The following is a 16,678-nucleotide window of genomic DNA, read 5'->3' on the forward strand; positions in this document are numbered from 1 at the left end:
TAATGAATAAGTTTGATGATTTGTTTAATAAGCCTGATTACTCACTGTACTCAAATTCAATGAGTTTTGTGCGTAGACCAATGGTGCAAAACCCTGTAGAAGCGCAAGCGGATGTTGTGGTATTAGGTGTGCCGTTTGATATGGCAACTTCTGGTCGTTCTGGCGCACGTATGGGCCCTGATGCAATTCGTCGTGCTTCAGTGAATCTTGCATGGGAAAGCAAAAAGTTTCCGTGGAATTTTAACTTATTTAAACAAACTAATGTGGTCGATGCCGGTGATTTAGTCTTTGATTGTGGTGACGCCGAGGATTTAACCCAGCGTTTAGAAGCAGCAGCAACAGAAATCATAGCTAGCGGAAAAACCTTATTAAGCTTGGGTGGCGATCACTTCATAACACTGCCTTTATTGCGAGCGCATGCGAAGAAGTACGGTGAAATGGCATTGATTCATTTCGATGCTCATACTGATACTTACAGTAATGGCAGTCGCTATGATCATGGCACTATGTTTTATCATGCGCCAAAAGAAGGATTGATTTCACGTGAACATTCGGTGCAAATTGGCATTCGCACCGAATATAAGCAGCAAGGTCATGGTTTTAATGTGATAAATGCAATGGAAGCGAACGATTTATCGGCAGCAGATATTGTTGAAAAAATTAAAGCGATAGTCGGTAATAAACCAGTTTATTTGACCTTTGATATTGATTGCTTAGACCCTGCATTTGCACCGGGAACTGGCACACCTGTGTGTGGAGGTATGACGTCGGATAAAGTGTTGAAAATACTGCGCAGCTTACAAGACATCAACTTGATCGGAATGGATGTTGTTGAGGTTTCGCCGGCGTATGATCAAAGTGATATTACGGCGTTAGCGGGCGCGACGATTGCACTTGATTTGTTGTACTTATGGACTCAGCAACGCATGATCGACAATGCTTAATTAAATTTATTGTTGCTGGTTGATGATGAATGAAACGCACAACTTGAAATGGTTGTGCGTTTTTTGTTGCAATAATATTGGTTCAAGGTTTGCTTTCATGTCGGCAGATATCTACAATTCGCGCATATTTTCTTAGACAATAAAAACATAATTATGAAATTAAAAACGGTTGATTATCTTGCTGACAATGCGGCTGAGCAATTTGTTCAGTCACTTCGCGACACAGGCTTTGGTGTATTAAAAAATCACCCAATTCCTAAGGAACTAGTAGAGTCAATTTACGATAATTGGCAACAGTTTTTCTTATCAGAGCAGAAGCACGACTTTCACTTTAATGCCAGCACACAAGACGGTTATTTTCCACCTTCAGTTTCCGAAACAGCGAAAGGCCATAGCGTTAAAGATATTAAAGAATATTTTCATGTTTACCCTTGGGGGCAAATTCCTGAGCAATTAAAAGCGCAAATCTTAGATTACTATCAACGTGCAGATGCTTTTGCTCAAGAATTATTAAGCTGGGTAGAAGAGTATGCGCCTCAAGAGGTACAAGAGAAGTTTTCTATCGCACTCTCAGAAATGATTAAAGACAGTGATAAGACTTTATTACGTATTCTTCATTATCCACCAATGACAGGTAATGAAGAACCTGGGGCGATTCGTGCTGCAGCACACGAGGATATTAATCTTTTAACGATTCTACCTGCGGCGAATGAACCTGGACTGCAAGTGAAAACATTAGAGGGTGAGTGGCTAGATGTTCCTTGTGATTTCGGAAATCTAATTATTAATATTGGAGATATGCTGCAAGAAGCATCGGGCGGCTACTTTCCATCTACAACGCACCGAGTGATAAATCCAACAGGAGAGCGTCAAGAAAAGTCTCGTATTTCATTACCATTGTTCTTGCACGCAAAACCGGATGTGGTGCTCTCTGAGCGCTATACAGCTCATAGTTATCTAATGGAACGCTTACGAGAGTTAGGATTAATTTAACTCAAAAGATGCCTTTAAAACCTATGACGGAATCTGGAAGGAGGAGCATAGGTTTTTTATTATTTGGATTTTGGCGGTTAGGTAAATTTCCGCTGATAACGCTTTTCCATACTCACATTACCTAGCAGGCCACCTTGATGAATATACAGTAGTGGCTGGTTTGGGTTTTCTTTTCTCCAGTATTGTAAACATTGCCACATGTATGGATCGTAGAGTAGGTCGAACTCAACCTTGGTCTGCTGCTTTAATGCTTGCCACATTTGGTAGTCTTGCGCATATAACTTACCAAATTGGTGCTTAGATTTTTCATCTGCCGTGAGAATGGCAGGGTGCAAAGGTTCATTTAAACTATCAAATTGCAGGGTTAAATAATCTTTGCCGCCGACGCAGGCACAAGTGAGGACTTCAACATTGTGCAGCGCGAGATGCTTGGTTAAATACAGCGCGGTGGTGCCAGTGCCAGAGGGTAGTGTAACCGCTAAGCTACTGATGTTTTGTGAATTTTTCCAATCAATAATCTCTTGAGCTAACTGCTTGATGCCACGCTCAGCTATTGGGCTTCTACCGCCTTCTTCAACAAATAAACATCGTTCATCTGGCTGACGAATTTGTTGAATGTAGTCATTAGGATGAAGCTCGCTTACTTCAATGAGTTTTGCGTTTAGTGATAATGCGGCCTGATAATTACCAGTAGGGTTTTGTTTTAGCCAATTCGGGATATGAGAGACGTAAAACTCCAGTTGCCAGCCTTTTAATTTTGCGAGTGCGGCAAGGCTGTATAATGAATTCGCTTGGGGAGAACCATAACCAATTAAAGTGGTAACGTTGGGGAAATCATCTTCAAGCAGCGCCATAAATTTGCGGGCTTTATTACCTGAAAATTCAGGATGAAGTAGGTCATCCCGCTTAAGATAAAAGGAATGACCATTGAAAGTGTGCTGAGTGATGGGGGTGTTGGCTAGTTTCATTTTGACCTCTGTCATCAAGTACAGCGAGCGAAGATACGGGATCTCCTACAGCGTCTTGAGACTCAATTGAGGGAGTCACATATTGTAGGAGATCCTGAATCGCGTTCGTGCCTCACTTGTTCAGGATGACGCTGGTTACTCGGGCATTTCGTTTCTCGTGGCTCGTCACTCGAATGGTGCCTTGATCTTCCAATAAACGAATCGCGCGAACGGCATAAAATGATGTCATTCCAGCCGAGCCTCAGCGAGAGCAGGAATCTACTTACAACGCGTTGAGACTCAATTGAGTGAGTAACGTATCGTAGGAGATCCTCAACTGCGCTTCTTCGTCGCTTTTCAGGATGACGCAGTTTAGTGGGTTTTTCGTTTCTCGTGGCTTGTTACTCGAACGACGCTTTGCTTTTTCAAGTAACGAGAAGTGTAGTGCTCGAAATACGAGTTACGCTCTAAGACTATCTCGCGCGACTCCCAGCAGGTTTACCTTTTGGCTTCCCTTTAAAACCAGTGTTTTTACCTTGATTTGGTTTACTTTGCCCTGCGGGCTTACGGTTATTCGTTGTTGGCTTTTTATTACCTGTAGATTTACCGTTGCTTTGAGGGCGCTCACCACCTAAACCTGGCTGTCCTTTAGAACCCGTGTGTTTAGTCGCAAAACGATTAGCACCATGACGGCCTGATTTACGACGTTGCGCTGGCGTTAAGGTATCCACTGCATCTTCGGCTGGTACTAAACAGCTTGGCTTATCACCAATTAAGTGCTTTTTACCCATGTTAATCAAGGCTTCACGGATCATAGGCCAGTTAGCTGGATCGTGATAACGCAATAAGCCTTTATGTAAGCGACGTTGACGTTCACCTTTAGCCACCGGCACATCTTCACGTTGTTTGTATTTAACGCGTTTCAATGGGTTGGTTTCTGAGTAATACATTGAGGTCGCATTACACATTGGCGATGGGTAGAAGTTCTGTACCTGATCACATTCAAAGTTATTGCTCTTGAGCCATAGTGCTAAGTTCAACATATCTTCATCTTCGGTACCTGGGTGAGCCGAAATAAAATAAGGGATCAAATATTGCTTTTTACCAGCCTCTGCACTGTATTTTTCAAACATTTGCTTGAAGGTGTCATAAGTCCCCATACCCGGCTTCATCATTTTATTTAATGGGCCGTTTTCAGTATGTTCCGGTGCAATTTTTAAGTAGCCACCAACGTGATGAGTAACCAGTTCTTTTACGTATTCTGGGGATTCAATCGCTAAGTCATAACGCACACCTGATGCGATCATGACTTTCTTAATGCCCGGCACTTTACGTGCAGCGCGGTATAAATCAATGGTGTGCTGATGATCAGTATTAAGCTTGTTACAGATACCAGGGAACACACAAGATGGACGACGGCAGTTAGCTTCTGCTTTTGGATCAGAACAACCTAAACGGTACATATTCGCCGTCGGGCCACCGAGATCTGAAATTGTGCCAGTAAAGCCCGGTACTTTGTCTCGAATGTCTTCCATCTCATTCAAAATAGACTCTTGTGAGCGGTTTTGAATAATACGACCTTCGTGCTCGGTAATAGAACAAAAAGAACAACCGCCAAAACAACCACGCATGATATTTACCGAAGTTTTAATCATGTCGTAGGCTGGAATTTTTGCCTTGCCATACATTGGGTGTGGACGACGTGCATACGGTAGACCAAATACAAAATCCATTTCTTCTGTTGAAAGGGGGATTGGAGCTTGGTTCACCCATAATTCACGATCGCCATGTTTTTGAATCAAAGCTCGGCCCGAATATGGATTGGTTTCTAAGTGCATAATACGGCTAGCATGCGCATATAGAATTCGGTCGTTATTTAATTTTTCAAATGGTGGTAAACGAACCGCAGTGCTTTTTGAATCGTGACGTGGCTTTCGATCCAATTTTATCGGCTGTGGTTGAATTTCAATCGGCTGTGCTTGCGCTTTTTGAGCATCTTCCGCTTGCTGATCTTTAGACTGAGTATCACAGTTGCTTTCCACTTCATACGGATTGATTGGTACGAATACCGCTTTACTTGGCTTTTCAATACGTGATGAATCGATAATGGTGTAATGCTCAGGTACGGCAGGTAAGTTCACCGCAGTGCCACGGATATTAGTCATGTCACTAATTGATTCTTGATTGGCAAGGCGATGCGCCACTTCAACCAATGCGCGTTCAGCGTTACCAAAGAGAAGAATGTCGGCTTTTGCATCAAATAATACTGAACGACGAACTTTATCTGACCAATAATCGTAATGCGCGATACGGCGCAAGCTTGCTTCAATACCGCCTAGAACAATTGGGGTTTCTTTATAGGCTTCACGACAACGTTGTGAGTACACTAAGGTTGCACGATCAGGGCGTTTGCCACCTTCGTTATGTGGAGTGTAGGCGTCATCGTGACGAAGTTTTTTATCAGAGGTATAACGATTGATCATTGAATCCATGTTACCAGCGGTAATGCCGAAAAATAAGTTCGGTTGACCTAGCTTCATGAAATCATTTTTATTCTCCCATTTTGGTTGCGCAATAATGCCGACACGAAAGCCTTGCGCTTCCAGTAATCGACCTATGATCGCCATCCCAAAACTTGGGTGATCAACATAAGCATCGCCCGTTACAATGATAATGTCACAGCTATCCCAGCCAAGTGCATCCATTTCTTTTCGACTGGTCGGTAGGAAAGGAGCAGGACCAAAACACTCCGCCCAATACTTTGGATACTGGTCGATAGGTGTTGGCTTGGTGGATTGTTGGATGTCGCTGTACATAAAATGACCTCTAATTTGGGATGCCAAAGTATACAGATTAAGACCAAGATCGACTAGGATAAAAGTAAACTATTTTCATTATATGCCCTTATTTATATAGGGGTTAAAGCATTATAGTGCAAACCAAAGGCGGCGTTAGCTGAAAGCGAATTACCAAAGCCTTAGCTGGAAAATATCACGATGGATTAAGCAAGATTTTTTTCGTCAGTTTTGGTAGAGTCCGCAACGAGTTAATTATCGAGGTCAACAGACCCTAGGATCTAGCCTGATGTATTCGTATTTATTAAATGTTATTCCGCCGATGTTATTTGGCGCTCAATGTGTTTTGTTAATGGTGTTGATCAAGGGGGAGATTTGTCCAGGTCAGCGCGGTCGCATTCATAAGCAACTCCCCGTGATTGGTGTCGCATGGTTAGCAATTAGCCCATTATTTTGGCCACTAGCATCGGTTGGTATTTTAATTTTGGCTTTCTTTTCTCAAGTGAAAGTTAGTAAAACTCGAGATTCAGGCCCACTTTGGTTACTTAAAGTCGCTAATGGTTTTGCGCTGGCTTATAACGTGTTTTTCATTCTAGGTTCAGACCGCCCACAAGGTTTGTTTATGCTCTTTGCTATGTTGTTCCTAGGCGCAGGTTTAAGTCATGTACTATTAACTTTTGCTCGTACCCGCTTGCAAGCTTTTCACCGTTTATTGCCTGTTGCCGGTATTGTTGGCGCGATGCTGATTTGCTTAGCGGTACTATGGCAAACCCAGCAATATAGTTTGAATTACTTGCACAATACCATTTGGTCTTTAGTGAGCTGCTTTGGTTTGATTCTGTTGGGAATTGTCGCTTCAACCTGGCATATTTTTACCCAGAAAACTATTACTAAAACACAACCTGCGATTGGTTTAATAATGAGTCTAGCTGCTATGGTAGGCTTTGCTGGATTATTGTTTTAACTTGCCCTTTGGGCGATAGTTCTGGATCCTGTATATTGAAGTCACTTGGGTATATTGCAAACAACAACTATTCTTAGATTGTGACTTTTTCTTAAGGAGCACTCAGATGGACTTAAGCAATGTAAAACGCTGGGATAGTATTATTTTACTTGGCATTGTGAACGAAAAATTAAGATTAGAATGCGACAGCTTTGAAGAGCTAGTCACTATGTATGAAATGGATGTAGAAGACTTGGTTGGTAAGCTCGATGTGCTTGGATATCAATACGATCCATTGACTAATCAGTTTAAGGCGAGGTAGTTTTCGAGTATCGGAATCTCGTTGCTCGTGACTTGAAAAAGAACCCCCTCGAGCCACGAGAAGCGAAGCGCCCGAGCACCTAGCTACGCTTACACCATCTTTATCCCATCTAAATGATTTTGACACTGCTGTTTCGCGGTGCTAAAGAACGCCTGTAAATATCGTTTTTCTTTTTCTGAATGCCTAGTGGCAGCAAATAAGCGTCGCCATAAGCCCTTACCTAGGGGCTTACTCGTAATAAGTCCCTGTCGTGAAAACTCACTGATTGCCCAGTTTGGCAAAGCTGCTACGCCTAATCCTGCCGACACCATTTGTACCAACATTAAAGTATTATCTGCTTGTTTCCACTTAGCTGGTTCAACCCCAGCAGGTTGCAAGAAATGTTTCACGACATCTAAGCGCTGCTTTTGTACAGGGTAGGAAAGCATTGTTATCGCTGCAAGATCTTCGGGTTCGATGAATTTTTTATTTGCTAATGGATGATTGGTGGCTGTGATTAAACGCATTTCAAAATCAAATAATGGTTCATAATGTACTTCTGATCGCGGTTGAATATCGGATGTGATCACTAAATCGAGCTCACCTGCTACCAATGCGGGTAAAGGTTCAAAGCCAAAGCCTGATGAAAAATCGAGCGTGACACTCGGCCATGCGATCTGATATTCCTTTAATGCTGGCATGAGCCATTGAAAACAAGAGTGGCACTCGATTGCCATGTGTAAACGGCCATGCACATCTTCTTTTAAGCTTGCGATATCATTTTCCGCCCGAGCAATTTTCGGTAACACGTCATCGGCCACTTTTAAAATAATCGCGCCTTCTGAGGTAAATTTAATCGGGCGAGTTTTACGTAGAAATAATTTGCCACCAATACGAGATTCAAGATCTTTTAACTGATGAGAGAGGGCTGACTGAGTTAAGTGCAATGCAGTTGCAGTTGCAGTTAAAGATCCAGTATCACGCAAGACTGACAATGTCCGTAAATGCTTTATTTCTATCATTACTTACCCTCATGATGGAAAACTTTCCTTTATACCCAAGTAACCTCAAGATGCGAGTTTCAGCAAGATTAAAACAAGTTTTAGGCAAGGCAAATTGAATATGATCATAGATTCTATCTCTGTTCAATTTAACGCAGCATAAAGCTTGTTTTAACTTGCCCTTTGGGAGCTTCATCCAGCCCTTAGCCAGTGTCAGATTTAATTGAAAGGTGTTTACATTCCGCATAAATCTTCCTCGTCTAAGAACTTGGATGATAGCTCTGAATTCTGCATCTTGAAGTCACTTGGGTATAAAATTACTAATAAAACTACTCCTTTATTTTGTGATTGTAAACGTCTAGATGGCTACTTTTTGTTATAAGTTGAAATTAATTCATAATGATTGTGAATGAATAGACATTGCTCATGTTACTGCAAAGGTTGATGATTTAGCCATCTAGACAGATAAATGTAGTGATAATGCTTTACTACAACAATTTGAATTACGCGCTTAAAAAATCATAAGGCAGGGAAAGTATGACAACACAAAATAAAACCATTACTCATATTTTAGGCTACCCACGTATTGGTGAGAAACGTGAGCTGAAATTTGCTCAAGAGCAGTACTGGAAAGGTGAAATTGATCAAAATACATTAAAAGCAGTAGGCAACGAGTTGCGTCAACGTCATTGGAATGACCAAACTGCTAGCGGTTTAAGTTATGTAGCGGCAGGTGATTTTGCTTGGTATGACCATGTACTGACAACGAGTCTTCTTCTTGGGCACGTGCCAGCAAGGCATTCAAATGGTGGATTCCCAGATTTGGATACCTTATTTAAAGTGGCGCGTGGTCAATCGGCTAATAGCGAAGCTTCAAGTTGTGGTTGTGGGTCTTCTCATGAAGAGAGTGCAGGCGCAGCAGCATCCGATATGACCAAATGGTTTAATACTAACTATCACTACATTGTGCCGGAATTCAGTCAAGACGATAACTTCCAAGTGAGTTGGCCACAATTATTTGATGAAGTGAACCAAGCTATTCAAGCTGGACATAATGTGAAACCGGTTTTATTAGGCCCACTTAGTTACTTGTATTTAGGTAAAGAAGTGAATGAAGAAGAAGTTGAAAATGGCTTTAACCGTTTATACCTATTAGCTCGAATTCTTCCTGCTTATCAAGCAATTCTTTCAAAATTAAAAGCGCTCGGCGTTGAATGGGTACAAATTGATGAGCCTATTTTAAGTCTAGAATTAGAAGACAAATGGTCTAGTGCGTTCAAACTGGCGTATCAAATCCTACAAGGCGAAGTGAAGCTATTACTGACTACCTACTTTGATTCAGTGGAAGATAATTTGGCGAAAATTGTTGAGCTACCTGTTGATGGTTTGCACATTGATTTATCGGCCTCACCAGAGCAACTTGAAGCGGTTAATAACGTGATCCCACAAGATTGGGTACTATCAGTTGGGGTTATTAATGGCCGCAACGTTTGGCGTGCAGATCTTGAATCTTGGCTGACAAAATTACAGCCAGTCAAAGCTCAGCGCGGTGATAAGCTGTGGGTAGCAAGTTCATGCTCTTTATTGCATAGCCCAATTGATTTAGAACTTGAAATTGAATTATCAGAAGAAGTGAAAAGTTGGTTTGCGTTCGCGAAACAAAAACTCAATGAAGTGAGCTTATTAGGTGCAGCACTAGATGGTAATAGTCATGCGGTTGCAGCATGTTCTAGTTATAGCGAACCAATTAAAGCCCGTTTAAGTGCCGAACATGTAAATAAACCTCAAGTACAGCAGCGACTAAACTCATTAACTCAAGCGCTTGTTGAACGCAGTGCCGTTTATTCAGAAAGAGCACATCATCAAGCGGAAGTATTAGGTTTACCTTTATTGCCGACCACGACGATTGGTTCATTTCCTCAAACTGCAGAAATTCGTCAACAGCGTAGTGCATTCCGCACGGGTAAGCTAAGTGAAGCAGATTATGAGCAAGCATTAAAAGGTCATATTCAAGATGCTGTGAAGCGTCAGGAAGCTCTTGATTTAGACGTTCTTGTACATGGTGAAGCGGAACGTAATGACATGGTGGAATATTTTGCTGAAAACTTATCTGGCTTTCAGGTAACTCGTTTTGGTTGGGTGCAAAGTTATGGATCGCGTTGTGTGAAACCTGCGATTGTGGTGGCAGATATTGAACGTGAAAAGCCGATGACGGTAGATTGGTCGGTGTATGCACAATCGCTAACTTCAAAGCAGATGAAAGGCATGTTAACTGGGCCGGTGACAATATTATGTTGGACCTTCCCACGTGAAGACATTACGCGTAAACAAATCGCTCAGCAGCTTGCGTTTGCATTACGTGATGAAGTGGATGATTTACAAAATGCTGGCATTAATATTATTCAAATTGATGAACCAGCTATTCGTGAAGGGTTACCATTGAAAAAACGTGACCATAAAGCGTATTTAGAATGGGCGGTGGACGCGTTTAAGTTATCGGCAGCCAGTGCGAAGCCTGAAACTCAGATCCATACTCACATGTGTTATAGCGAATTTAACGAGATCATTGATTCGGTAGCCGCGCTCGATGCAGATGTTATCACGATTGAAACTTCGCGCTCCAATATGGAATTATTAAAAGCATTCGAAGAGTTTAATTACCCAAATGAAATTGGACCGGGTGTGTATGACATTCACTCACCAAACATTCCGACGCAAGAGTGGATTATTGGACTACTTGAAACTGCGTCTAAGAAAATTCCAGTGGAGCGTTTGTGGGTTAACCCGGATTGTGGTCTAAAGACTCGTAATTGGGCTGAAACGGAAGCCTCATTGCACAATATGGTGGAAGCTGCGAAAACGTTACGTAAGCGTTTTCAAGCTTAAGTTATAGTCAAGTAACTTCAAAACATCAGTTGCAACAAGAATAAAACCAGCCGCGTGCTGGTTTTTTATTGGGTAACGCAAATGACATTGAAATAGTCACTCGGGTCATGATCTCGAGTAGTAATTTGGTTTTGAATACGTGTGACCGTTCTATTTGGATCTAACCAAAACTGCGATTTCACGGCATACTTCATCATAAATTCCATATTCGACAACATATAATTGTAATCACGAGCACTGGCAATCTTACTATTAGATTCTCGGCATACTGCTTGGGCTTGGGTAAAGGTAAAGCTCCCAATATAGGTTTTGTTATACCGAGTGGTTTTGCCTTGGTAGTTGTCATCATAAATAGGCAGTAGTGCCGTCGAGCCGCCGATAGAAAATACCGGCAACATATAAGGCATGACTATAGTCTCAGTTTGTTCTAGTTTTTCATCATTACCCTCATCAGATGAAGAAAAAGAAATCGTGTCAGAAGTTTGTGATTTGGTATAAAACTTGAGTAATGCATCGCGATAGCCGCGGCGGTTTAATTCAGATAAGGCGAGCTGTGCGTTTTCAAGTGATACCGGACCAACCATCATACGATACCCATAATTATATGGTTGGGCGGCAATGGGATAATCAAGCTTGCTTTGTATTTCACCTTTTATATTAAGGTAAGACTGGAAGCTGGAAGCAAAAAGGTATTGAACAAAATATTGTGTTGAAGGGGTGATGTTATCTAAGTTAGTTGAGTTATATGGCTGTAGGTCGCAGTCTTCCGAGACTAAATATTCATTACCAATTGTTGATTGAGTGATTTGGCATGCTTGAGAAAGAAAGGGCAGTGATGATAATAAAATCCCCAAACAATATTTAAACACAGTCGAACTCCATTCTACCTATTCCACTAATTAGTTATGCTACAACGGCTCTGCATGAAGTTCGACTAATTTTAAATAAATATACCCAAGTCACTTGGGTATAAAGCTTAGATGGGATCAATATACCCAATCTTTCAGAGTGTAAGTCAGCTTGTGCTGGTCATTAGAAAGGGTCATAGTTTCTTTGCCCAGATCAATTTTGCTCCACGCTGATAATGTGCTTGCAACGGCACGTTCAATATTCATCGCTTCGCCTTGACACATTTTCATTGTCATCGCCATTTTTTCAATACGGAATTCACCTGTTTTTGGGTTGATTTCAGCTTGTCCATGGAAACCATTACAGCCTGCATTACCGTGGGAATTCATCGCTTCACCGATTTCAAGATCAGGCCTACTATCATTATGGGCTTCTGGTATTTCTTTGCCATCAACTTCTGTTAATACCCAACGATGATGCTGTAGGTCGGCAGGGGTTACAAAATCAGCTTTATCGGTTGAAGAACAAGCGGCCAGTAATACAGGAACACTTAATACTGTGATCAGCTTTTTCATTGGTCTCTCTCCATATAGGTAGACTATGCTTTACATCAATAAGGTTAATTAAAGCATTTATATTTCTGTAGATTAGCAAATTATTGTTAGCGGAGCATTATATTTGCTTGAAAGGTATTACATTTCTTAAAAATCTTGCTTGTTCTAAAGACTTGGATGATAGTTTTGAATCATGTATTTTGAGATTACTTGGGTATATTGACGAACTGATTAATTTATAAAAAGAATGCAACGTCACATACAATTGCCAATGTATTTAGGAATATGAAGGAGGGCACATGGAACAATTAGAGTTTTTTTCAGTGCCGAGCCCGTGTGTTGGCGTTTGTACCGTCGATGAAAAAGGATATTGTCAAGGCTGTATGAGAAAGCGTGAAGAGCGTTTTAACTGGCTTAATTTCACTCCCGCTCAGCAAAGACATATCATTAAATTATGCAAGCAGCGCTACTATCGTAAACGCTTAGCCCAACGTAATGTTATTCCAGTTACCCAAGTCGATAATGAAGAAGATTTACCGCCTCAAGGTAACTTATTTTGACAAGATGATTTACAAGGAATGTATGGATAAAGTTGTATTAGTAACAGGTGGGGGCCGAGGTATTGGTGCCGCAACTTCAATATTGTTAGGTCAACAAGGTTACTTGGTATGTGTCAATTACCGTAAGGATCGTATTAGTGCTGAAAGGATTGTTTCCGAAATTCAAGCACAAGGTGGCGAAGCTTTAGCGGTTCAAGCTGATGTCGCTGTAGAAGAACAGGTGACAGCGATGTTTGATTTGATAGCGAATACTTTTGGCCATGTGACTCATTTGGTGAATAACGCGGGTATTCTTTTTACTCAATCAAAATTATCTGACATTAGTGTTGAGCGCTTTGAGCGAGTATTACAAACTAACGTCATTGGCTGCTTTTTATGTTGTAAAGAAGCGCTTAAGAATATGCCGGAGTCTGGAGCCATTGTGAATGTGTCTTCTGCTGCATCCAGAACAGGCGCTCCGAATGAGTATGTTGATTATGCCGCTTCAAAAGGAGCGATGGACAGTTTAACTAAAGGACTGTCTCTTGAAGTTGCCACTAGAGGGATTCGGGTTAATAGTGTCCGACCGGGTTGTATTTATACAGAGATGCACAAAGATGGTGGAGAGCCAAATCGAGTAAATCGTCTTGCTAGCAAAATTCCATTACAGCGTGGTGGTACAGCAGAAGAAGTTGCACAATCTATTGCTTGGTTGTTATCTGATGAAGCATCGTTTGTGACTGGAAGCTTTATTGATATCGCAGGTGGGTTATAAAAAGGCGAAAGCCCGAAAGTTGGTAGCAATCGGGCTTTCTAATTTTTATTGATTTTCGAGTGGTAAATTCGAATTCAATGGTATGCAAAAGGTGGATTCATCGAATCAAAGACTGGTAGGTCTTAAACGCGGATGAAGTCCATGTGCTCAACTTTTGGCTTAAACGCGTGACGTTGAACGTCTTGCGGTTTAACTTTAAGTTCTTTGCCATCAACTACTAGAGTGATGCCTTCGTAGAACTCAGGCTTGTCCATTTGGTTGATAACTTCATCGTGGTTTAGAGCGATAGAAACAGGTGCTGCTTCTCCACCGTAAACGATTGCTGGGAATTGGCCAGCGTGACGTAGGCGGCGGCTCGCACCCTTACCTAGTTCAGTACGTACTACTGCTTCAAATTTCATAGTATTTACTCTCAAATTAGTAAATTAAAAGATGTTTAATCACGTAGCGACCTAGTGATTAAGCGTTGTTTCAAGCTTGATAAAATTATTAAGCATTGAAACGAGCGCGGATACTACCATTCAACAAGATATTCAGCAATAAAAATCCGTTGAATGAGTGTAGATTTATACGCTATCTCGTAACTCGATATTAAAACCCAAATCAATGATGGGCTTAGTTACCGGGTGCCCCGCTAATCGAAGCAGTATTTGCTCAGCAGATATGATGCCCATTTGTTCTCGAGGCGTAATCACTGTCGCTAACCTAGGTACTATAATGTTGGACAGATCATGTCCATGGAACCCAGCGATACCAATATCTTGAGGGACACGAATACCAAGACGTTGGCATTCATAAATAGCCCCAACCGCTAAATCATCATTGGTGCAAAATATCCCATTTGCTTGGGGATACTCTTGCCGCATTTTGTGTAGAAGGTCTGCACCTAAAGTGAAAGAAGAGGCGTGGGTCGTTTGCAGGCTTATCGGTGTTAAACCATGTTCACGCATCGCTTCTTCATAACCGGCTAATTTTAACTTTGTTCGGACGTCTAATCGTGCAGCAAAATAAACAATATGGTCGTGGCCTTTTTCAATCATGGCCTTGGTCATTGCTTTTGCTGCTGTATGATTATCGAACCCAATAGCTTGCTCAATTGAGGGCGATACCGTATCCATGATCTCAATGACCGGTATGCCGGCAGTTTTCAGCATTTTTTTAGTACGTTCGCTATGATGATTCTCCGATAGTATTAAGGCGTCAACATTATAAGAAAGCAGCATTTCGATACTTTTTTCTTCTTGTTGTTCACTGTAGCTATAGTGAGCCAACATTAACTGATAACCTGCCGGTTCTGTGATGCTTTCGATACCGCGAATGATTTCCGCAAATACTTGGTTAGTTAGTGAAGGAACTAAAACGCCAATTGAATGACTCTTAGCATTAGAAAGAATATCGGGGGCGCGGTTTGGTATGTAGCCAAGTTCGTCTACCGCCAGTTTTATTTTTTCACGCAATGCATCAGAGACGTTGTTAGGATCTCGTAAGCAGCGGCTTACCGTCATTTTGGTTACACCAACAAGGTTGGCAATATCTTGGAGTGTTGGCCTCTTATTTTTCGGTGCCATAGAATTCTCGATTACTTCAAATCTAGTCAGTGATATATCGTGTGAAAAAGGGGGGCTCTTTCACACGATATCAAAATTTAACGTTTTACTTCAATTCTTGGAGATTTACCCCATTCTACATGGTATTTATTGGATTCAGGTTGATCAATTCGAGAGTAGGTATGCGACCCAAAAAAGTCTCGTTGCGCTTGCAGTAAATTGGCCGGTAGCGTCTCGCAGTTCATCGAATCAAAATAGTTTAATGCAGAGCTTATCCCTGGCATTGGAATACCATGTAAACTGGAGTTTGACACGGTTTTTCGCCAACTTAATTGTCGATTTTCTACTTGATGAGCAAAGTGATCTGCGAACAATAAATTGTCTAACTTTGGTGTTTGTTGATAGGCATTGGCGATGTCTTGTAAAAAGGTTGCTCTGATAATACACCCTGCTCGCCAGCCTTTAGCTATATCAACAAAGTTGAGTTGCCAGTTTTGTTGCTCTGACGTTGCTTTCATCAAATCAAACCCTTGGGCATAGGCACATAGTTTTGCGCAATATAATGCATCATGAAGCTCATTGATTATCGCGGATGGGTTTGTTTTATCGACGGGTTGTACTTTAGCTTTTAAACATTGAGCGCCAATTAGGCGTCGTGATTTTAAGCTACTTAATGAGCGAGCATAAACCGACTGAGTAATTGTGGGTGTAGGACAACCAATTTCTAAGCTATTAATCGCCGTCCATGTTCCCGTGCCTTTTTGTCCGGCTTTATCTAGGATCATATCAACGAGTGGATGTTCAGTTAAAAAATCCTGTTGTTTTAAAATATCCGCCGTAATTTCAATCAAATAGCTGTTCAGTATCCCTTTATTCCACTGGGTGAATATATCACCGATCTGGCTCGGTGGAAGCTGAAGTGCGCTACGTAAATAATGGTACACCTCACAGATGAGTTGCATATCTGCGTATTCAATCCCATTGTGCACCATTTTAACGAAGTGACCGGAACCACTAGGGCCAGTATAAGTTGCACACGGCTCACCATCATGAAGTGGTGGTACGGGAAGACCATTTGAATCGACTTTTGCTGCAATGGCATTCCACATTGGTTTAATGGATTGCCAGGCTTTTTCTGAACCGCTTGCCATTAATGCCGGACCTAAACGTGCACCTTGCTCACCACCTGAAACGGCGGTACTGAAAAATTGCAATTTTCCTTGATATTTTGCTTCACGCGCAATGGTGTCGGTCCACAAGCTATTGCCAGTATCAATAACAATGTCTTGAGGTTCTAACCCTGATTTTAGTAAATCATCAATAACTTGTTCTACGATATTACCTGCTGGAATAGAGAGGGCTACCACACGAGGTGATTTAAGAGAATTTAGCAATTCAGTTAATGAATTACATGGTAAAAAAGAGCCCTTATTGAGCTGTTGAGCTTCTTGAGATGTTGCGGATAAGTGTTGTTCATTGATATCAAAACCGGCGACATTGAATTGATTATCAAGCAAGTTTAAGGTCAGGCTTTTTCCCATTACACCCAGACCGATCATGGCGATATGACTATGATTTGAAGAAGGTGAATTGGACATAAGTAT

At 41.5% G+C, this 16,678-nt stretch carries 15 protein-coding genes; 7 read left to right on the forward strand and 8 right to left on the reverse strand.

The genetic code is table 11. From position 1 onward, the window contains the following. The first annotated feature begins 2 nt into the window (after positions 1 to 2). Both speB and QQJ93_RS14780 read left to right on the forward strand, forming a co-directional pair. A complete protein-coding gene (gene speB, locus QQJ93_RS14775; protein WP_089123085.1) occupies positions 3 to 944 on the forward strand; it encodes an agmatinase in 942 nt (313 codons plus the stop codon). Between the two features lie 153 nt (positions 945 to 1,097). Next, positions 1,098 to 1,937, forward strand: coding sequence for an isopenicillin N synthase family dioxygenase (locus QQJ93_RS14780; protein WP_089123084.1), 840 nt, complete (start codon positions 1,098 to 1,100; stop codon positions 1,935 to 1,937). Between the two features lie 77 nt (positions 1,938 to 2,014). On the opposite strand, the gene QQJ93_RS14785 is transcribed toward QQJ93_RS14780, so the two are convergent. Together QQJ93_RS14785 and QQJ93_RS14790 are read right to left on the reverse strand one after the other, a co-directional pair. Beyond that, positions 2,015 to 2,905, reverse strand: a complete 891-nt coding sequence (locus QQJ93_RS14785) for a 1-aminocyclopropane-1-carboxylate deaminase/D-cysteine desulfhydrase (RefSeq protein WP_089123598.1) — start codon at positions 2,903 to 2,905, stop codon at positions 2,015 to 2,017. Positions 2,906 to 3,357: 452 nt separating this feature from the next. Beyond that, positions 3,358 to 5,700 carry a YgiQ family radical SAM protein gene (locus QQJ93_RS14790; protein ID WP_089123083.1) on the reverse strand — a complete coding sequence of 781 codons (2,343 nt, stop codon included), beginning with the start codon at positions 5,698 to 5,700 and terminating at the stop codon, positions 3,358 to 3,360. 268 nt (positions 5,701 to 5,968) lie between these two features. Here QQJ93_RS14790 and QQJ93_RS14795 point away from each other — a divergent pair, with 268 nt between their 5' ends. Together QQJ93_RS14795 and QQJ93_RS14800 are read left to right on the forward strand one after the other, a co-directional pair. After that, complete coding sequence (locus QQJ93_RS14795; protein ID WP_089123082.1) at positions 5,969 to 6,643, forward strand: hypothetical protein; 675 nt, start codon at positions 5,969 to 5,971, stop codon at positions 6,641 to 6,643. Between the two features lie 106 nt (positions 6,644 to 6,749). Then, entirely contained in the window at positions 6,750 to 6,944 is a 195-nt protein-coding gene (locus QQJ93_RS14800; protein ID WP_027697251.1) for a DUF4250 domain-containing protein, read from the forward strand. A gap of 89 nt (positions 6,945 to 7,033) precedes the next feature. Here the strand turns inward: QQJ93_RS14800 and metR are convergent, their stop codons facing one another. Beyond that, positions 7,034 to 7,945 (reverse strand): HTH-type transcriptional regulator MetR, encoded by a 912-nt coding sequence (gene metR / locus QQJ93_RS14805; protein ID WP_089123081.1) that lies wholly within the window; start codon positions 7,943 to 7,945, stop codon positions 7,034 to 7,036. Positions 7,946 to 8,461: 516 nt separating this feature from the next. On the opposite strand from metR, the gene metE reads away from it, so the two are divergent. Then, entirely contained in the window at positions 8,462 to 10,810 is a 2,349-nt protein-coding gene (gene metE / locus QQJ93_RS14810; RefSeq protein ID WP_089123079.1) for a 5-methyltetrahydropteroyltriglutamate--homocysteine S-methyltransferase, read from the forward strand. A 65-nt stretch (positions 10,811 to 10,875) separates the two neighbouring features. On the opposite strand, the gene QQJ93_RS14815 is transcribed toward metE, so the two are convergent. Both QQJ93_RS14815 and QQJ93_RS14820 read right to left on the reverse strand, forming a co-directional pair. Further along, positions 10,876 to 11,679 carry a hypothetical protein gene (locus QQJ93_RS14815; RefSeq protein WP_089123078.1) on the reverse strand — a complete coding sequence of 268 codons (804 nt, stop codon included), beginning with the start codon at positions 11,677 to 11,679 and terminating at the stop codon, positions 10,876 to 10,878. Between the two features lie 117 nt (positions 11,680 to 11,796). Further along, complete coding sequence (locus QQJ93_RS14820) at positions 11,797 to 12,234, reverse strand: META domain-containing protein (RefSeq protein ID WP_089123077.1); 438 nt, start codon at positions 12,232 to 12,234, stop codon at positions 11,797 to 11,799. Between the two features lie 278 nt (positions 12,235 to 12,512). On the opposite strand from QQJ93_RS14820, the gene QQJ93_RS14825 reads away from it, so the two are divergent. Beyond that, the gene (locus QQJ93_RS14825; protein ID WP_089123076.1) at positions 12,513 to 12,773 is read left to right on the forward strand and encodes a DUF1289 domain-containing protein; all 261 of its coding nucleotides are present in this window, start codon (positions 12,513 to 12,515) and stop codon (positions 12,771 to 12,773) included. A 22-nt stretch (positions 12,774 to 12,795) separates the two neighbouring features. Further along, a complete protein-coding gene (locus tag QQJ93_RS14830; protein WP_089123075.1) occupies positions 12,796 to 13,527 on the forward strand; it encodes an SDR family oxidoreductase in 732 nt (243 codons plus the stop codon). A 122-nt stretch (positions 13,528 to 13,649) separates the two neighbouring features. Here QQJ93_RS14830 and rplY read toward each other — a convergent pair whose 3' ends face one another. The 3 genes from rplY to gndA all read right to left on the reverse strand — a co-directional run bounded on the left by rplY (position 13,650) and on the right by gndA (position 16,672). Continuing rightward, the gene (gene rplY, locus QQJ93_RS14835; RefSeq protein WP_089123074.1) at positions 13,650 to 13,928 is read right to left on the reverse strand and encodes a 50S ribosomal protein L25; all 279 of its coding nucleotides are present in this window, start codon (positions 13,926 to 13,928) and stop codon (positions 13,650 to 13,652) included. A gap of 165 nt (positions 13,929 to 14,093) precedes the next feature. Next, positions 14,094 to 15,095, reverse strand: a complete 1,002-nt coding sequence (gene gntR / locus QQJ93_RS14840) for a gluconate operon transcriptional repressor GntR (RefSeq protein ID WP_089123073.1) — start codon at positions 15,093 to 15,095, stop codon at positions 14,094 to 14,096. Between the two features lie 77 nt (positions 15,096 to 15,172). After that, positions 15,173 to 16,672 carry an NADP-dependent phosphogluconate dehydrogenase gene (gndA, locus tag QQJ93_RS14845; RefSeq protein ID WP_284186110.1) on the reverse strand — a complete coding sequence of 500 codons (1,500 nt, stop codon included), beginning with the start codon at positions 16,670 to 16,672 and terminating at the stop codon, positions 15,173 to 15,175. Between the last annotated feature and the right edge of the window lie 6 nt (positions 16,673 to 16,678).

Source organism: Vibrio algivorus (assembly GCF_030161215.1).
GTDB classification, from domain to species: domain Bacteria; phylum Pseudomonadota; class Gammaproteobacteria; order Enterobacterales; family Vibrionaceae; genus Vibrio; species Vibrio algivorus.